The sequence below is a fragment of the Pseudonocardia sp. CA-107938 genome (genome assembly GCF_050936315.1).
GTDB lineage: Bacteria > Actinomycetota > Actinomycetes > Mycobacteriales > Pseudonocardiaceae > Pseudonocardia.
The window spans coordinates 6,339,104-6,353,978 of record NZ_JBNJNA010000001.1; the positions used below are offsets into that span (position 1 = coordinate 6,339,104).

Genomic DNA, 14,875 nt, shown 5'->3' on the forward strand with positions numbered 1-14,875 from the left:
TCGAGAAATTGCCGTCGATTAACCTGGGAATGCGCTGATCCAAGAATGCTCCAAATCGCCGGAGCAACACTCAAGGCATGGTGAGCATTCCCCCGGCCTTCCCCGCGTACCTGCCGCGGGTGGTCCTCGCCCAGCCGAACGACGGCGGGCTGACGGTGGCGCGCAGGCTCGTCCGGCGCGGTGTTGCGGTGCACGCGCTCACCGACGAGCGGTACTCCTACGTGCTCGCCTCCCGCGGAGTCACCGGCCGGGTCATGCCGTCGCTCGCCGAGCGCCCGGACGTCTGGGCGGCGGAGTTCGAGGACCTGGCCCGGACCGGCGGCGGAATCGTGCTCTCGGGATCGGACGCGGCCACCGAATGGCTCGCCCGCAACCGCGCCGAACTCCCGCCGCAGCTGTGGACGTTCGAGTCGAAGGACGGCGTCCACCTCGCCCTCATGAACAAGCACGAGCTCCACCGCGCCGCCCGCGAGGCCGGCATCCGCACGCCCGGCACGTGGCACGTCGGCTCCCGGACCGACCTGGACCGCGTCCACGGCGAGGTCGACTACCCGTGCATCGTCAAGCCAGCGCTCGGCCACCTCGGGAAGGACGCGGTCGGCGTCGGCACCGTCCGCGTCGACGACCCGCGCGCCCTCGACACCGCCGCCCGCGCGCTGCTCGACCGGCACCTGGACCTGATCGTCACCGAGCTCGTGCCGGGCCCGGAGAGCGCGCTCGAAGGCGCCGTCACGATCCGCGACCGCGACCGCGGCTACCTGCTGGAGTACGGGCGGCGCAAGGTCCGGCAGTGGCCGCCCGACTACGGCACCGGCTCCCTGCTGGAGTCCGCCGACGTACCCGAGATGCTCGCCCTGAACCGGCGCCTGCTCGACCACGTCGGGTTCCACGGGCTGTCGAGCTGCGAGGCCAAGCGGCACGCCGGCAACGGCCGGCTCTACCTCATCGAGATCAACGTGCGGATGCCCGCGAACTTCGGGCTCGCGCAGGCCTGCGGCGCCGACGGCGCGTGGCGGCTCTACGCGGCCCTCGCCCGGATGCCGCTCGGCCCCGTCCCGCAGCCGCGCATGGGCCGCAAGGTCGTCATGCACCCCGACCTGCTCGCCGCCTGGCACCAGGTGCGCACCCGGCCGCGGTCTGCACCCGCGGTGCTGAGCAGCTGGCGGGGCGTGCGCGACACCGGGGTCCTGTCGCTGCGCGACCCGGCCCCGGCGTTCTCGCTGGTCCGCTCCGAGCTGCGCCGGTAGCGCAGCCCGACCCGGTCACCGGCCGCGCCCCGAGCAAGGCGCAAGAAAGGGGGCGGCCGGCAGGACGGGGAGGGCGCGTGCGGTACGCGGCGATCGGGGACAGCTTCACCGAAGGCGTCGGGGACGAGCCGGCGGGCGCGGGCCCGCGCGGCTGGGCGGACCTGGTGGCGGCGGGCCTGGCCGTGCACCACGGCGAGCCGATCGAGTACGTGAACCTGGCGGTGCGCGGCCGGCTCCTCACCCCGGTGGTGACCGACCAGCTCGACACCGCGCTCGCCCTCGACCCCCCGCCGACCCTGATCACCCTCAACGGCGGCGGCAACGACCTGCTCCGGCCCGGCGTCGACATCGGCCGGCTCGCGGTCATCACCGAACGCGCGGTGTTGCGGTGCGCCCTGAGCGGGGTGCGGCTCGTGCTGATCAGCGGCGCCGACCCGTCGCACGGGCTGCCGCTGGGCCGGGTCGTGCACGAGCGCGCCGCCGCGTTCACCGCGGCCGTCGCCGACCTCGCGGCCCGCTACGACGTGACGTTCGTCGACGTCTTCAACGACGTCGAGATCCGGCGGCCCGGGTACTGGTCGGCCGACCGGCTGCACCTGGCAGAGGCCGGGCACCGCCGGGTCGCCGACCTGGTGCTGGCGGCGCTGGGCGCCGCGGACGCGACCGGATCCGTGGGGCCCGCCGACTTCGACCGCCCGCCCGGCGCCCAGCTGCGCTACTACCGCGAGCACGTGCTGCCCTGGGTCGGCCGGCGCCTCCGCGGTCGCTCGTCCGGCGACGGGCGCGCGGCCAAGTACCCGACCTGGATCAGCGTCGCGCCGGGGACCGAGCCGCACGCGGTGGTGTAGATCCGCCCGCCTAGATCGGGTCCAGGATCCGCTGCAGGAACTGGCGGGTCCGTGGCTGCTCCGGCTCGCCCAGCACCTGCGCGGGCGGCCCCGACTCCAGCACGACCCCGCCCTCGATGAACAGCACCTGGTCGGCGACCTGCTGGGCGAACCGGATCTCGTGCGTGACGATCACCATCGTCCAGCCCTCGGCGGCCAGGTCCTTGATCACCCGCAGGACGTCGCCGACGAGCTCCGGGTCCAGCGCCGAGGTCGGCTCGTCGAACAGCATCAGCTTGGGCCGCAGGGCCAGCGCCCTGGCGATCCCGACGCGCTGCTGCTGGCCGCCCGACAGCTGGTACGGGTACTGGTCGGCCTTCTCCGCCAGCCCGACCTGCTCCAGCAGCGCCTTCGCGTCGGCGATCGCCTCGTCCTTGGGCCGCTTCTGGACGATCACCGGCCCCTCGATGACGTTCTGCAGCACGGTCCGGTGCGGGAACAGGTTGTGGGCCTGGAACACCATCCCGCTCTGCGCCCGGAACCGGGCGAGCGTGGCGCGGTCGACGGGCTGCGCGAAGTCCACCGACACGTCGCCGATGCCGATCACGCCGGCGTCCGCCCGGTCCAGCGCGTTCAACGTGCGCAGCACCGTCGTCTTGCCGGAGCCCGACGGCCCGATCACCGCCGTGACGGTGCCCGCGGGCACGTCGAAGGAGATGTCGCGCAGCACCTGCAGCTCGCCGAACGCCTTGCGCACGCCCTTCACGGTCAGCAGGTCCGTCATCGCGCCACGTACCTCTCCAGTCGTTCCTCCACCCGGTTCTGCGCGAACGACAGCACCAGGCAGATGACCCAGTAGTAGACGGCGGCCACACCGTAGAGCGCGAAGAAGTCGAACGTGGGCGCCGCCGCGAGCTGGGCGACCCGCAGCAGCTCCGTCACCAGGATCGTCGACGCCAGCGACGTGTCCTTCACCAGCGAGATCAACGTGTTCGACAGCGGTGGCACCGCGGTGCGCGCCGCCTGCGGCAGGATCACCCGCTGCAGCGTGGTGGCGTAGCCCATCCCGATGGTCTGCGACGCCTCCCACTGCCCCTTCGGGATCGACAGGATCGCCGCCCGGACGACCTCCGCCGCGTACCCGCCCACGTTGAGGCTGAACGCGACGACCGCCGCCGGGAACGGGTCGATCACGACGCCGAACTGCGGCAGCGCGTAGAACACGATGAACAGCTGGACCAGCAGCGGCGTGCCGCGGATGACCGAGATGTAGCCGCGGGCGAGCAACGACAGCGGCACGATCGCGGAGATCCGGGCCAGTGCCACGAACAGCGCGATGACCAGGCCGATCGCGAAGCTGATCACCGTCAGCGGGATCGTCTGCGTGACCGTCGCGACCAGCATCGGCCACAGGTTGCGCCAGATCAGCGCCCAGGTGGACGCGTCCACTCAGCTGCCGCTCACGTCGGAGCCGAAGTACTTCTCCGAGATCCGCTTCAGCGTGCCGTCGGCGCGCAGCTCGCCCAGCACCCGGTTCACGTCCCCGATGAGGCCGCTGTCCTTGCGCGCCGCGAACGCCTGCTGGCTGGTGTCGCCGGTCGTGCCGGCCACCTTCACCCCGGCGTCGCTGGTGGTCTTCACGTACTCGCCGACGGCGAGCGTGTCGTTGACCGTCGCGTCCACCCGCCCGTCCTTGAGCAGGCGGACGGCCTGCACGAAGCCCTCGACGGCCTCCACGTTGGCGCCGGCATCGCGGGCGACCTTGGCCCAGTTGCTGGTGGCCGACTGCGCGGTCGTCCTGCCCTTGAGGTCGGCGAGGGTCTTGATGGCGGTGTTGTCCGCCCGCGTGACGATGACGCCCTCCGACACCGTGTACGGCGCGGACAGGTCGTACTTGGCCTTGCGCTCGTCGTTGATCGTCACCTGGTTGGCGACCAGGTCGAACCGCTTCGCCTCGAGCCCCGCGAAGATCGAGTCCCACGGGGTCTGCACGAACTCGACGGTCTTGCCGAGCTTCGCGCCGACGGCCTGCGCGATCTCGACGTCGTAGCCGGTGAGCTTCCCGTCGGGGCCCTGGAAGCTGAACGGGCTGTAGGTGCCCTCCGTCCCGACCCGCAGGGTGGTGGAGTTCGATCCGCCGCCGCAGCCGGCGAGGGTGACCGCGACCAGCAGCGCGGCGAGTGAACCGAGGAGTGTGCGACGCACGGGGTTGCTCCTTCGAGGTGGTGGGCGCCGGCCGCGCGGTTCATCCGGTCAGGGGGCGGCGGGCAAGGGACCGACGCCAGTGCGTCGGGAGCTGTTCGGCAGATCTAGGGACACAGCGCGGCGTGGGTACGGCACAGGTCGACGTGCCGACGCGACCAGGTCGGCAGAGTCATCCCCGCCGACCCGCCCCGTCCAGCCCGCACGTCGACTCCCCCTGATCGCCCGCGAAGATCCCAGACAGTAGGTGCCGCCCCCACCGCGATGTCAAGGCGACATGCGACCCGGTTCATCGACGCAGTGCATCTAAGCTCTGCCGCGTGACGACCGAGCCGGGCGAGGACGTGCGTGCCTGGTCGATCGAAACCTACCTGGAGCGGCTCGCGGCGCCCCGACCGCCGACCCCCGCCGGCGGGGTGATCGCCGCCCTCGCCGTCGCGCAGGCGGCGGCGCTGCTGACGATGGTGGCGCGGATCGCCGGCAGCCCGCCCGACGTGCTCGACCGCGCGGGCGAGCTGCAGGAGCAGGCGGTGGCGCTGGCGGCCGCGGACATGCGCGTCTTCGACGCCGTCACGGCCGCCACCCGGCTGCCGCGCGACACCGACGAGCAGCGCGAACGGCGGTCGGCCGCGGTGGCGGAGGCGCTGCTGGCCGCGGCCGGCCCGCCCGCGGAGGTCGTGCGGCTGGGCGGCGCGGTCGTCGACCTCGCGGAGCAGCTGGTGGCGGTCGCGAGCCGCGCCGTCCTCCCCGACGTCGCCGCGGCAGCCGAGGCAGCCGGGGCGGCCGTCGCGATCAGCCGCACGAACGTCGAGGCGAACCTCCGCGCCTCGGCCTCCCCCGTCGACACGGAGCCGGCCGGGGTCGACGCGACCCTGGCGAGGGTGGCCGCCCTGCGCGCGGCGGTTCGCCGCGGCTGAGTGATCAGGCCGGGGCGGGGAGGTCGACCAGTTCGGCGAGCTGCGCGCGGTGGGCGCCCGGCGTGCCGAGGGCGATCTGGTCGGCCTTGGCCCGCTTGAGGTACAGGTGCGCGGGGTGCTCCCAGGTCATCCCGATGCCACCGTGCAGCTGCACCGCCTCCTCCGCCGCGGTGACGGCCAGGTCGCTGCAGAACGCCTGGGCCACCGCGGTCGCGATCTCGACGTCGACGCCCTCGGCGAGCGCCACCGCGGCGTAGCGGGCGGCCGCCGAGCCGGAGTCGACGGCGATCGCCAGGTCGGCCAGGCGGTGCTTGATCGCCTGGAACCCACCGACCACGCGCCCGAACTGCCGGCGCACCTTCAGGTAGGAGACGGTCTCCTCCAGGCACCACCGGGCCACGCCCAGCTGCTCGGACGCGAGCAGCGCCGCGCCGGCGGCCAGCCCGCGGCGGACCGCGGCCTCCCCGGCCGCCACCGGCTCGGACGGGGCGCCGTCGAACGTGACGTCGGCGAGCCGGCGGGTCATGTCGAGCGACACCACGGGCGTCACGTGCGCCGCACCGGCCGCGACCGCGCGCACCGCGAGACCGTCCGGTCCGGCGACGGGCACCAGCAGCACGTCGGCCTCCACCGCCCCGGCGACGCTGGTGACGCTGCCCGAGACCCGGCCGTCGGCATCGATCGTCAACGCAGGCAGCGCGCTCGCGGGTCCGGTGGACAGCGGGACCGTCAGCGCGGCCACCCGCTCCCCCGCCGCCAATGGGCCCAGCAGCTCCGAACTGCTGTCCAGTAGGACGGTCGTCGCGACGACGGCGCTGGTCAGGAACGGCACCGGCGCCGCCGCGCGGCCCAGCTCCTCCAGCACCACCGCGGCCTCCCGGGCCGAGGCACCCGCCCCGCCCACCGTCTCCGGCACGAGCAGGCCGGCCAGTCCCAGCTCGGCGGCGAGCACCCGCCACAGCGGGGCGACGACCGCGTCGTCGCCGTCGTACAGCGCGGCGACCGCGGCCGGGTCGCACCGGTCGCCGAGGACGTCACGGACGCTCGCCCGCAGGTCGTCCTCCACCTCGGAGTGGAGCAGATCGAGCTCGGTGCTGATCCGGGCGATCACTTCTGGAGCTCCTTCCACGGCGCGTCCTTGTCGACGCGCGGCTCCGGCGGCAGCCCGAGCACCCGCTCCGCCACGATGTTGCGCAGGATCTCCGACGTGCCGCCCTCGATGGAGTTGCCCTTCGCCCGCAGGTAGCGGTAGCCGGCGTCGCGGCCGGTCATGTCCACCTCGGTGGGCCGCACGAGCGTCCAGTCCGAGTAGCGCAGGGCGTCCTCGCCGAGCAGTTCCAGCTCCAGGCCGGACAGCTGCTGGTTGATCCGGGCGAACGTGATCTTCATGGCCGCCCCCTCCGGTCCCGGACGGCCGGTGGCGAGCTTCTGCCGCAGCCGCACCCCGGTCAGGCGGGCCACCTCGGCGTCCACCCACAGGCGCAGCAGCCGGTCGTGCAGGTCGGGGGTGCGGCGATCCGGCCGGTCCCGCCACTCTCGCGCAACCACGCCGATCAGGCCGCTCTCCCGAGCCGCCGCCCGGCCACCGATCGAGACCCGCTCCTGGTTCAGGGTCGCCGTCGCGACGCGCCAGCCCTGACCCTCCGCGCCCAGCCGGTTGGCGTCCGGGATGCGCACGTCGGTCAGGAAGACCTCGTTGAACTCGGCCTCCCCGGTGATCTGCCGCAGCGGCCGCACCTCGACGCCCGGGTCGGACATGTCGCACAGGAAGTACGTGAGACCCGCGTGCTTGACCGCGTCCGGGTCGGTGCGGGCCACCAGGATCGCGAAGTCGGCGATGTGCGCGACCGACGTCCACACCTTCTGCCCGTTGACGACCCACTCGTCGCCGTCGCGGACCGCGCGGGTGCCGAGGTTCGCCAGGTCCGAGCCCGCGCCCGGCTCGCTGAACAGCTGGCACCAGATCTGCTCGCCGGTCCACAGCGGGCGCAGGAACCGCTGCTTCTGCTCCTCCGTGCCGAACGCGAGGATCGTCGGCGCGGCCATGCCGAGGCCGATGCCGTTGCCGCGCGGGTTGTTGTCCGGGGCTCCGGCGGCGTCGAGCCGCGCGTCCACCTCGCCCTGCAGGGCCGCCGGCAGGCCGAGGCCGCCGTGCCCCTCCGGGAAGGAGACCCAGGCCAACCCGGCGTCGTAGCGGGCCCGCAGGAACTCCAGCCGGGGCGTCGTGGCCGGCGGATGCGCGGCCAGGAGGGCGTCGACCCGCTCGCGCAGATCCGCCCGCAGTGACTGGTCGTCAGCCATTCCGCGCACCCGCCTGCCGCCGCAGCTCGGTACGGGCCAGCGCGTTCTTGTGCACCTCGTCGGGGCCATCGGCGAACCGCAGCGTGCGGATGCCGGCGTAGGCGTTGGCCAGCGGGAAGTCCTGCGACAGGCCGCCGGCGCCGTGCACCTGGATCGCCTTGTCAAGGATCCACTGGACGGTGGCCGGGGTGGCGATCTTGATCGCCTGGATCTCTGAGTGCGCTCCCTTGTTGCCGACGGTGTCCATCAGCCACGCGGTCTTGAGCACCAGCAGCCGCAGCTGCTCGATCCGCACCCGCGACTCGGCGATCCAGTCCCGGATCACGCCCTGCTCGGACAGCGCCTTGCCGAACGCGACCCGCTCCTCGGCGCGGGCGCACATCAGCTCGACGGCCCGTTCGGCGATGCCGATCGACCGCATGCAGTGGTGGATCCGGCCGGGACCCAGCCGGGCCTGCGCGATGCCGAACCCGTCGCCCTCGCCGGCGATGAGGTTGGCCGCCGGCACCCGCACGTCGGTGAAGGAGAGCTCGGCGTGCCCGCCGTGCTCGTGGTCGTCGTAGCCCATGACGTGCATCGCCCGCTCGACGTGCACGCCCGGGGTGTCGCGCGGCACGAGGATCATCGACTGCTGCTGGTGGCGCGCGGCGTCGGGATCCGTCTTGCCCATGACGATGAAGATCTTCGCGTTGGGGTTCATCGCGCCGGTGATCCACCACTTGCGCCCGTTGACGACGTACTCGTCACCGTCGCGCTCGATCCGGGTGGCGATGTTGGTCGCGTCGGACGAGGCGACGTCCGGCTCCGTCATCGCGAACGACGAGCGGATCTCGCCGTCGAGCAACGGCTCGAGCCACTCCTTCTGCTGGGCCTCGCTGCCGAACTGGGCCAGCACCTCCATGTTGCCGGTGTCGGGTGCGGCGCAGTTCAGCGCGGGCGGCGCCAGGTGGATGCTGCGCCCGGTGATCTCCGCGAGCGGGGCGTACTGCAGGTTGGTCAGGCCCGCCCCGTGGTCGCCAGGCAGGAAGAGGTTCCACAGGCCGCGCTTGCGGGCCTCCGCCCGCAGCTCGGTCAGCACCGGAGCCGAGTCCCACGCCCAGCGGTCGGGCAGCCCGGCCAGCTGCTCGGCGAACGTCGCCTCCGCCGGGTACACGTGCCCGTCCATGAAGTCGAGCAAGGCGTCCCGCAGCTCGATCGTGCGGGCGTCGAATGCGAAGTCCATCCCTACGTCTCCTTCACCGCGGTCTGCGCCGCGTCGAGTCGCTGCTGCAGCTTGTTCATGCCCCTCAACCAGCGGTCGGTGTCCGCGGCCCGGCCGGCGTAGTAGCCGGCCACCTCCGGGTGCGGCAGGACGAGGAAGCGATCGTCCTGCAACGCGTCCCACATCGCATCGGCGACGTCGTCCGGGGTGAGCGTGGCGTCGTGGGCCATGACGTCGCGCAGCGCGCCCGACGCCTCGTACATGCGGGTGCGCACCCCCTGCGGGCAGATCGCCTGCACGACGACACCGCGATGCCGGTAGGTGGCCGAGAGCCACTCCGCGAACGCGACGGCGGCGTGCTTGCTCACGGAGTACGTCGGGCTGCCCAGCGCGGTGAGCAGCCCGGCAGCGGACGCGGTGACCACGAACCGGCCACCACCGGCCTCGATCCAGCCGGGCACCAGCAGGCGGGCCGCCCGGACGTGCGCGAGCGCGTTGATCTCCAGCGACGCGGCCCAGTCGGCCTCGCTCGTGTCGAGGCCCTCGCCACGGGCGATGCCGGCGTTGGCGAACCAGGCGTCGATCCCGCCGAGCTGCTCGCGGGCCCGCTCCACCAGCGCCGCGACCCCGTCCTGCGAGGCGGCGTCGCCGGGAACGGCGTGCCCGCCGATGGCCGCGGCCACCTCCTGCGCCGCCTCCGCGTCCAGGTCGTTGACGACGACGCGGGCGCCCTCGGCGGCGAGCCGGGTGGCCAGCGCGCGGCCGATCCCGTGGCCGGCGCCGGTGACGACGACCCCCTTGTCCCGTACCGGCATCAGACTCCCCCGGTCAGCGTCACGCCACCGTCGATCACGAGGAGCTGGCCGGTGAGCCACGCCGCGTCGGCGGACAGCAGGAACGCCACGACGCTACCGATGTCCGACGGCACGCCGAGTCGCCCGAGCGGGTAGGTCGCGGCGAGCTCCGCCTCCTTGCCCTCGTAGAGCTTGGTCGCGAACTGCGTCTTCACCACGGCCGGCGCCACCGCGTTGACCCGCACCTTCGGCCCGAGCTCCACGGCCAGCTCCTGCGTGAGGTAGGTCAGCATCGCCTTGCTGGCGCCGTAGAAGCCGATGCCGGGCGCGGGTCGCAGGCCGGCGACGGAGGAGACGTTGACGATCGCGCCGCCGTGCTCGCCCATCCACGCCTTGTGCACGTGCTGCACCCACGAGACGGCGGCGAGGCAGTTGACGTCGACGATCTTGCGGGCCGCGGCCAGGTCGAGGTCGAGCAGCGGCCCGTACACGGGGTTGATGCCGGTGTTGTTGACCAGCAGGTCGGCGCCACCGAACTTCTCGACCGCAGCGGCCACCACCTCGGCCTGGTGGTCGACGTCGGCGGCGTTCCCGGCGATCCCGAGTGCGTGCTCGGGACCGCCCAGGGCGGCCACCGCCTCGTCGAGCGCGGGCTGCTTGCGGGCGGTGATCACGACCCGGGCACCGTCGGCGACCAGCCGCTCGGCGATGGCCAGGCCGATCCCGCGGCTCGCGCCGGTGACGATCGCGGTGCGCCCCGCGAACCGGGCGCGCGCATCCAGGGCGTCGGGCATCGATGACCTCCGAAGTGACTAAGCGCTTGCTTAGACTCGTAGACTCCTACGCTGGAGCACCCGGCAGACCGGGTCAACGCCGCAGCGGATGACCTGCGTCACAACCGCGAACCAGGGAGCACGGTGACCACCACCCCGCGCAGCGACGAGACGCGCACCAAGCTGCTCGAAGCAGCGACGGCGGCGTTCGCGAGCAAGGGCTTCCACGCGACCACGACCCGGGACATCGCCGCCGCCGCCGGCATGAGCCCCGCCGCGGTCTACGTGCACCACCGCTCCAAGGAGGAGCTGCTCCACCTGATCTCCCGCACCGGCCACACCCGCACCCTGGAGCTCCTGCGCGCCGCGATCGCCGCCGAGGCCGACCCGCCCGGCCGGCTGGCCGCCGCGATGCGGGCGTTCGCGGTCCACCACGCGCGCGGCCACACGATGGCCCGGGTCGTGAACTACGAGCTCGCCGCGCTGAACCCGGAGCACTACGCCGAGATCGTCGGGTTGCGCCGGGAGATCGCGCGCGAGGTGCGGGCACTGGTGCGCGCGGGCGTCGAGAGCGGCGACTTCCACGTGGCCGACGCGGGCATGACCGCGAACGCACTCACCTCACTCGGCATCGACGTCGCGCGCTGGTACCGCCCCGACGGCGAGTGGACGCCGGACGGCATCGGCGAGCACTACGCCGAGCTGGCGCTGCGGATGGTCGGCCACACCCGCTAGCCGTTCTTCGCGAGGAACTCGAGCAGGCCCGGGAACCGCTCCTCCAGCTCGGCGCGCCGCAGCTCCACCGAGCGCGTGCGGCCGTGGACGTGCGTGCGGGTCAGCCCGGCCTCGCGCAGCACCCGGTAGTGGTGCGAGAGCGTCGACTTGTGCACGTCGACGCCCCAGAGGTCCGGCGCGCAGGAGCGCGGGTCCTCCCCGTCGAGGAGCAGCGTGACCAGGCGCAGCCGGACCGGGTCGGACAGGGCGTGCAGCACGCTGGCCAGCGACACGTCCGCCATCTCGGGATGGACGAGGGTCGTCATGCGCCTCCTCAATTGTTTGACAGTCATCCAACGGTCTGGATAGTTTGACCGACGTCAAACATACCCGAAGGAGACCCGCGTGCTGCGCATCCTCGTCCTCGCCATGGCGACCTTCGCCGTGGGCACCGACGGCTTCGTGATCAACGGCCTGCTCCCCGCCGTCGCGCGCGACCTCGGCGTACCCGTCGCGGGCGCGGGCCAGCTCGTCGCCGCGTTCGCACTGACCTACGCGGTGCTCTCGCCCGTGCTGGGCGCGCTCACCGCCCGCTTCGCCCGCACGCGGGTGGTCCTGGGCGGCCTCGGCGTCTTCGTGGCGTCGAACGTCCTGACCGCGCTCGCGACCACGTACGAGGTCGCCATGGCGTCGCGGATCCTCGCCGGCGCCGCGGCCGCCGTGATCACGCCGAACGTCGTCGCGGTGGCCGTCGCGCTCGCCGGCGAGCAGCGCCGCGGTCGCGCGCTCGCGCTCGTCATGGGCGGGCTGTCCGTCGCCAGCGCGGTCGGCGTGCCGCTCGGAACGTGGATCGGCGGCACGGACTGGCGGCTGACGCTGTGGCTGGTGGCCGCCGTCGGAGCCGCGGCCTGGATCGGGATCCTCGTCGGCGTGCCGGCGCTGGTGCTGCCGGGGCCGGCGCGGCTGCGCGACCGGCTCGCCCCGCTCGCCGACCGCCGCGTGCTTGCCGCCGCCCTCACCACGACGCTCACCTTCGCCGCCCTCTACACGACGGTCACGTACGTGGCGCCGGTCCTCGCGCCCGCCACCGGCGGCGATGCCGGGCTCCTCGCCGTGCTGCTCGCCATCACCGGGATCGCCGGGGTGGCGGGCAACGCCGTCGCCGGCCACCTCACCGACCGGCGCGGAGCGCGGCCCGTCGTGCTCGGCGGGCTCACCGGCCTGATCGTGCTGCAGGCGCTCCTCCTGCTGCCGGTCTCCATGACCGTCGCCGTCGTGTGGGCGGTCGGCGGCGCCGTCGTGTGGTTGACGGTCGTCGGCCAGCAGCACCGGATGGTCACGCTCGCCCCGCAGAGCTCCACCGCCGCGCTCGGCATCAACGGGTCCGCGCTCTACCTGGGCACGGCGCTCGGCAGCGCGGCCGGGGGCGTCGCGCTCGGCATCGGTGGCACCGGCGCGGTGGTCGGCACGGCGGTCGCGATCGCGGCGATCGCCGCCGTCTTCACCGCGGCGACGTTCCGGCCGAGTCCCGCGAAGGTCACCGTGTGACGCCGGCGAGCAGCAGGCGCGCGACCAGGTCGGTGAGGTGCTCGCGGCTCGCGGTGAACTCCTCCCTGATCCAGGCGGCCACCAGCTCCAGCAGCCCGCTGACCACGGTGAACGCGATCATCTCCGCGTCGACGGGAGCGCCGGCGAGCAGCGTGGACGGCCCGGCCGGCTGATCGGCCGCCACGGCGACCATGGCCCGGGCGATGGCGTGCTGGCTCGCCTGACGAGCCCGCTGCAGGGGCTCGGCGCTGTGCCCCTGCAGCAGCAGCGCCGCGTGTCGCGGGTCGGCGACGACGAAGCCGATCGCGGCGTCGGCCGCGGCGCGCACGCGGGCGTGGACGTCGGGCGGGGCGGCGTGCACGGCAGCGACCACGACGACGATGCCCTGGCCGGTGACCTCGGCGGCGAGGGTCTCCAGCAGGGCGTCGCGGTCGGCGAAGTGCTCGTAGAAGTAGCGGTCGTTGAGCCGGGCGCGCTGGCACACCGCCCGCTTCGTGACCACCCCGGCACCGCCGTCGGCCAGCAGGTCCAGCGCGGCGTCGAGCAGCGCGGAGCGGCGGCGGGCCCGCCGTTCGGCCACCGCCACCCCGCCGTAGGCGCGCGCACCGTCGGTCATGCCTTGCCACCGTCCCCATTCTGGTGCACCCTGACACCAGATCGATCTGGTGCCACTGCGCACCACACTAGGGCGTCGAGCAGAGGAGTACGCGGATGACGTGCCCGGTCAGCGCTCGGCAGGACGACGAGCACCCGCACGCGGCCGTGCTGGAGCGGTTCGAACGGGTGGGCGGCTCGCTCTTCCTCGGGCTGTTCAGCGTCGGGCTGTTCGACCAGCCGATGCTGCCGCCCGTGTCGGCGGCGCTGGAGGCGACGGGCCGCATCCGCGAGCAGCCGTGGGCCCGCGCCATCCGCACCGCGGCCGCCGACCAGCTCATCTACCTCGGCACCGACGAGGAACGGGCCGCCGAGTCCCGGCGGCTCGTCGAGCTGCACCGCGACGTGCGCGGCACCGCTCCGGGCGGGCTGCGCTACTCCGCGCTCACCCCGCAGAACTGGAACTGGATCCTGTACTCGACGTTCTTCGTCCAGCGCGGTGCCTACCTCGCCGTCACCGGCGACGTCCCCTCCCCCGCCGCCGACCAGGCGATCTGGGACCGCTTCCGCGCGCTGGCCGAGGGCCTGCAGCTGCCGGGACGGTCCCGGCTGATCGAGGACTACCAGGAGCTGGTGGCGTACTACGACCGGACGGCCGTCGAGGAGCTGCAGCAGACGGCGACCCTGGCCGCGGCCACCGCCTCGGTCCGCCGCCCGCCGCGGCCCGACTTCTGGCCCGCCGTCGCCGCCCCGGCCTGGCGGCTGGCCTCCCCGATCGCCAGCCGCGTGGTGACCGTGCTCGGCTGCGGGATCATGCACCCGGCCGTGCGCGCCCGGATGCCGGTGCGCTGGAGCCCGCGGCACGACGTGGAGTTCCGGCTGCTCACGCGGATGCTGCAGGTCGCGTTCCGGGTGCTGCCGAGCGTCCTCACCGACACGCCGCTGGCCCGCAACCGCCGGCAGTACCGGAAGCTGGTACGGCGCTACCAGGGCGTCGGCCTGACGTCGTTCGCGCCCGACTCAGCTGGTCAGGACGCTGACCGTCGACGCCACGATCACGGCGTTGTACAGGAACGACAGCACGCCGTGGAAGATCATCTTGGCGCGTAGCTCCGACGAGAGCACGCTCACGTCCGACGTCGCGAACGTGAAGCCGACCGTCACCGCCATGTAGACGAAGTCCGTGAGCGTCGGCTCCCCACTGCCGGGGAACGCGACGTGCTCCACGCCGGCGGCCCGGCCCAGCGCCCACACCCGCGCATAGCGTTCTGCGTAGCTCAGGTGCAGCACGGCCCAGGACAGGATGATCAGCAGGAGCGCCGACGCCGAGTACATCGACACCAGCTCCTCCATGCGCTCCGGGGCGCCGCCCTGCTCGACGAGCTCGGCGACGGCCTTCTCGCCCGCGTCCCCGGTGAACGCCAGCAGCAGGGTCACCGCGTTGACGACCGTCAGCAGCGTCGTGGCGACGACCAGGTAGCCGATGCGGACGTCCTGCAGCCGCCGCGTCCACTGCGTGTCGCCGCGGCGCGCCCGTCGCATCCGCCACAGCCGGATCCCGATGAACGCGCCCGCCAGCACGATCCACAGCAGCGCGGTCACCTGGTAGATCGGGTCGTCGATCTCGACGTTGAACCGCAGGTCGACGAACATCACCGCCGCGACGACGAGCAGCAGCACGTCCAGCGCGCGGGTCGCCCACGACCCGCCCGTCGCGATGTCGACAGTGGTCACAGACGCTCCAAGGTACCGGCCGT

The 14,875-nt window shown here is 73.4% G+C and carries 17 protein-coding genes; 6 read left to right on the forward strand and 11 right to left on the reverse strand.

The window, feature by feature from the left end; genetic code table 11:
* Positions 1 to 77: 77 nt before the first annotated feature.
* Complete coding sequence (locus ACQEVB_RS31370) at positions 78 to 1,247, forward strand: hypothetical protein (RefSeq protein WP_432979256.1); 1,170 nt, start codon at positions 78 to 80, stop codon at positions 1,245 to 1,247.
* 77 nt (positions 1,248 to 1,324) lie between these two features.
* Positions 1,325 to 2,095: an SGNH/GDSL hydrolase family protein gene (locus tag ACQEVB_RS31375; protein ID WP_432979259.1), complete on the forward strand. Its 771-nt coding sequence runs from the start codon at positions 1,325 to 1,327 to the stop codon at positions 2,093 to 2,095.
* Positions 2,096 to 2,105: 10 nt separating this feature from the next.
* Here the strand turns inward: ACQEVB_RS31375 and ACQEVB_RS31380 are convergent, their stop codons facing one another.
* The 3 genes from ACQEVB_RS31380 to ACQEVB_RS31390 are packed head-to-tail and all read right to left on the reverse strand — an operon-like array spanning position 2,106 to position 4,279.
* The gene (locus ACQEVB_RS31380; RefSeq protein WP_432979262.1) at positions 2,106 to 2,858 is read right to left on the reverse strand and encodes an amino acid ABC transporter ATP-binding protein; all 753 of its coding nucleotides are present in this window, start codon (positions 2,856 to 2,858) and stop codon (positions 2,106 to 2,108) included.
* Positions 2,855 to 3,523, reverse strand: a complete 669-nt coding sequence (locus tag ACQEVB_RS31385) for an amino acid ABC transporter permease (RefSeq protein ID WP_432979265.1) — start codon at positions 3,521 to 3,523, stop codon at positions 2,855 to 2,857. Before ACQEVB_RS31385 ends, ACQEVB_RS31380 begins: the two co-directional genes overlap by 4 nt.
* Positions 3,524 to 4,279, reverse strand: a complete 756-nt coding sequence (locus tag ACQEVB_RS31390) for an amino acid ABC transporter substrate-binding protein (RefSeq protein WP_432979268.1) — start codon at positions 4,277 to 4,279, stop codon at positions 3,524 to 3,526. It lies immediately after the preceding gene.
* A gap of 317 nt (positions 4,280 to 4,596) precedes the next feature.
* Here ACQEVB_RS31390 and ACQEVB_RS31395 point away from each other — a divergent pair, with 317 nt between their 5' ends.
* Positions 4,597 to 5,193, forward strand: a complete 597-nt coding sequence (locus ACQEVB_RS31395; protein ID WP_432979271.1) for a cyclodeaminase/cyclohydrolase family protein — start codon at positions 4,597 to 4,599, stop codon at positions 5,191 to 5,193.
* A 4-nt stretch (positions 5,194 to 5,197) separates the two neighbouring features.
* Here the strand turns inward: ACQEVB_RS31395 and ACQEVB_RS31400 are convergent, their stop codons facing one another.
* The 5 genes from ACQEVB_RS31400 to ACQEVB_RS31420 are packed head-to-tail and all read right to left on the reverse strand — an operon-like array spanning position 5,198 to position 10,283.
* Entirely contained in the window at positions 5,198 to 6,304 is a 1,107-nt protein-coding gene (locus ACQEVB_RS31400; protein ID WP_432979274.1) for an acyl-CoA dehydrogenase family protein, read from the reverse strand.
* Entirely contained in the window at positions 6,301 to 7,494 is a 1,194-nt protein-coding gene (locus ACQEVB_RS31405; RefSeq protein ID WP_432979277.1) for an acyl-CoA dehydrogenase family protein, read from the reverse strand. Before ACQEVB_RS31405 ends, ACQEVB_RS31400 begins: the two co-directional genes overlap by 4 nt.
* The gene (locus ACQEVB_RS31410) at positions 7,487 to 8,716 is read right to left on the reverse strand and encodes an acyl-CoA dehydrogenase family protein (RefSeq protein WP_432979280.1); all 1,230 of its coding nucleotides are present in this window, start codon (positions 8,714 to 8,716) and stop codon (positions 7,487 to 7,489) included. The genes ACQEVB_RS31405 and ACQEVB_RS31410 overlap by 8 nt, the downstream gene beginning before the upstream one ends.
* A gap of 2 nt (positions 8,717 to 8,718) precedes the next feature.
* A complete protein-coding gene (locus ACQEVB_RS31415; protein ID WP_432979283.1) occupies positions 8,719 to 9,510 on the reverse strand; it encodes an SDR family oxidoreductase in 792 nt (263 codons plus the stop codon).
* Complete coding sequence (locus ACQEVB_RS31420) at positions 9,510 to 10,283, reverse strand: SDR family oxidoreductase (protein WP_432979286.1); 774 nt, start codon at positions 10,281 to 10,283, stop codon at positions 9,510 to 9,512. The genes ACQEVB_RS31415 and ACQEVB_RS31420 overlap by 1 nt, the downstream gene beginning before the upstream one ends.
* A 123-nt stretch (positions 10,284 to 10,406) precedes the next feature.
* Between ACQEVB_RS31420 and ACQEVB_RS31425 the strand changes: the two genes are divergently transcribed.
* On the forward strand, positions 10,407 to 10,997 hold the full coding sequence (locus ACQEVB_RS31425) for a TetR/AcrR family transcriptional regulator (RefSeq protein ID WP_432979289.1): 591 nt from the start codon (positions 10,407 to 10,409) through the stop codon (positions 10,995 to 10,997).
* Here ACQEVB_RS31425 and ACQEVB_RS31430 read toward each other — a convergent pair.
* Positions 10,994 to 11,302 (reverse strand): ArsR/SmtB family transcription factor, encoded by a 309-nt coding sequence (locus tag ACQEVB_RS31430; protein WP_432979292.1) that lies wholly within the window; start codon positions 11,300 to 11,302, stop codon positions 10,994 to 10,996. The two genes, ACQEVB_RS31425 and ACQEVB_RS31430, sit on opposite strands and share 4 nt — an antisense overlap.
* Before the next feature lie 79 nt (positions 11,303 to 11,381).
* On the opposite strand from ACQEVB_RS31430, the gene ACQEVB_RS31435 reads away from it, so the two are divergent.
* Positions 11,382 to 12,524 (forward strand): MFS transporter, encoded by a 1,143-nt coding sequence (locus ACQEVB_RS31435; protein ID WP_432979295.1) that lies wholly within the window; start codon positions 11,382 to 11,384, stop codon positions 12,522 to 12,524.
* On the opposite strand, the gene ACQEVB_RS31440 is transcribed toward ACQEVB_RS31435, so the two are convergent.
* Entirely contained in the window at positions 12,514 to 13,140 is a 627-nt protein-coding gene (locus tag ACQEVB_RS31440) for a TetR family transcriptional regulator (protein WP_432979298.1), read from the reverse strand. The genes ACQEVB_RS31435 and ACQEVB_RS31440 overlap by 11 nt on opposite strands.
* Positions 13,141 to 13,235: 95 nt before the next feature.
* Here ACQEVB_RS31440 and ACQEVB_RS31445 point away from each other — a divergent pair, with 95 nt between their 5' ends.
* Positions 13,236 to 14,228: an oxygenase MpaB family protein gene (locus tag ACQEVB_RS31445; protein WP_432979301.1), complete on the forward strand. Its 993-nt coding sequence runs from the start codon at positions 13,236 to 13,238 to the stop codon at positions 14,226 to 14,228.
* Here the strand turns inward: ACQEVB_RS31445 and ACQEVB_RS31450 are convergent.
* Positions 14,139 to 14,852 (reverse strand): DUF1345 domain-containing protein, encoded by a 714-nt coding sequence (locus ACQEVB_RS31450; RefSeq protein ID WP_432979304.1) that lies wholly within the window; start codon positions 14,850 to 14,852, stop codon positions 14,139 to 14,141. The two genes, ACQEVB_RS31445 and ACQEVB_RS31450, sit on opposite strands and share 90 nt — an antisense overlap.
* Positions 14,853 to 14,875: the final 23 nt, after the last annotated feature.

Excerpts from the sequence above, each read along its gene's own strand:
- ACQEVB_RS31420 (WP_432979286.1), bottom strand. The coding sequence starts at position 10,283 with ATGCCCGACGCCCTGGATGCGCGCGCCCGGTTCGCGGGGCGCACCGCG.
- ACQEVB_RS31445 (WP_432979301.1), top strand. The coding sequence starts at position 13,236 with ATGACGTGCCCGGTCAGCGCTCGGCAGGACGACGAGCACCCGCACGCG.
- ACQEVB_RS31380 (WP_432979262.1), bottom strand. The coding sequence starts at position 2,858 with ATGACGGACCTGCTGACCGTGAAGGGCGTGCGCAAGGCGTTCGGCGAG.
- ACQEVB_RS31440 (WP_432979298.1), bottom strand. The coding sequence starts at position 13,140 with ATGACCGACGGTGCGCGCGCCTACGGCGGGGTGGCGGTGGCCGAACGG.
- ACQEVB_RS31410 (WP_432979280.1), bottom strand. The coding sequence starts at position 8,716 with ATGGACTTCGCATTCGACGCCCGCACGATCGAGCTGCGGGACGCCTTG.
- ACQEVB_RS31415 (WP_432979283.1), bottom strand. The coding sequence starts at position 9,510 with ATGCCGGTACGGGACAAGGGGGTCGTCGTCACCGGCGCCGGCCACGGG.
- ACQEVB_RS31370 (WP_432979256.1), top strand. The coding sequence starts at position 78 with ATGGTGAGCATTCCCCCGGCCTTCCCCGCGTACCTGCCGCGGGTGGTC.
- ACQEVB_RS31405 (WP_432979277.1), bottom strand. The coding sequence starts at position 7,494 with ATGGCTGACGACCAGTCACTGCGGGCGGATCTGCGCGAGCGGGTCGAC.
- ACQEVB_RS31430 (WP_432979292.1), bottom strand. The coding sequence starts at position 11,302 with ATGACGACCCTCGTCCATCCCGAGATGGCGGACGTGTCGCTGGCCAGC.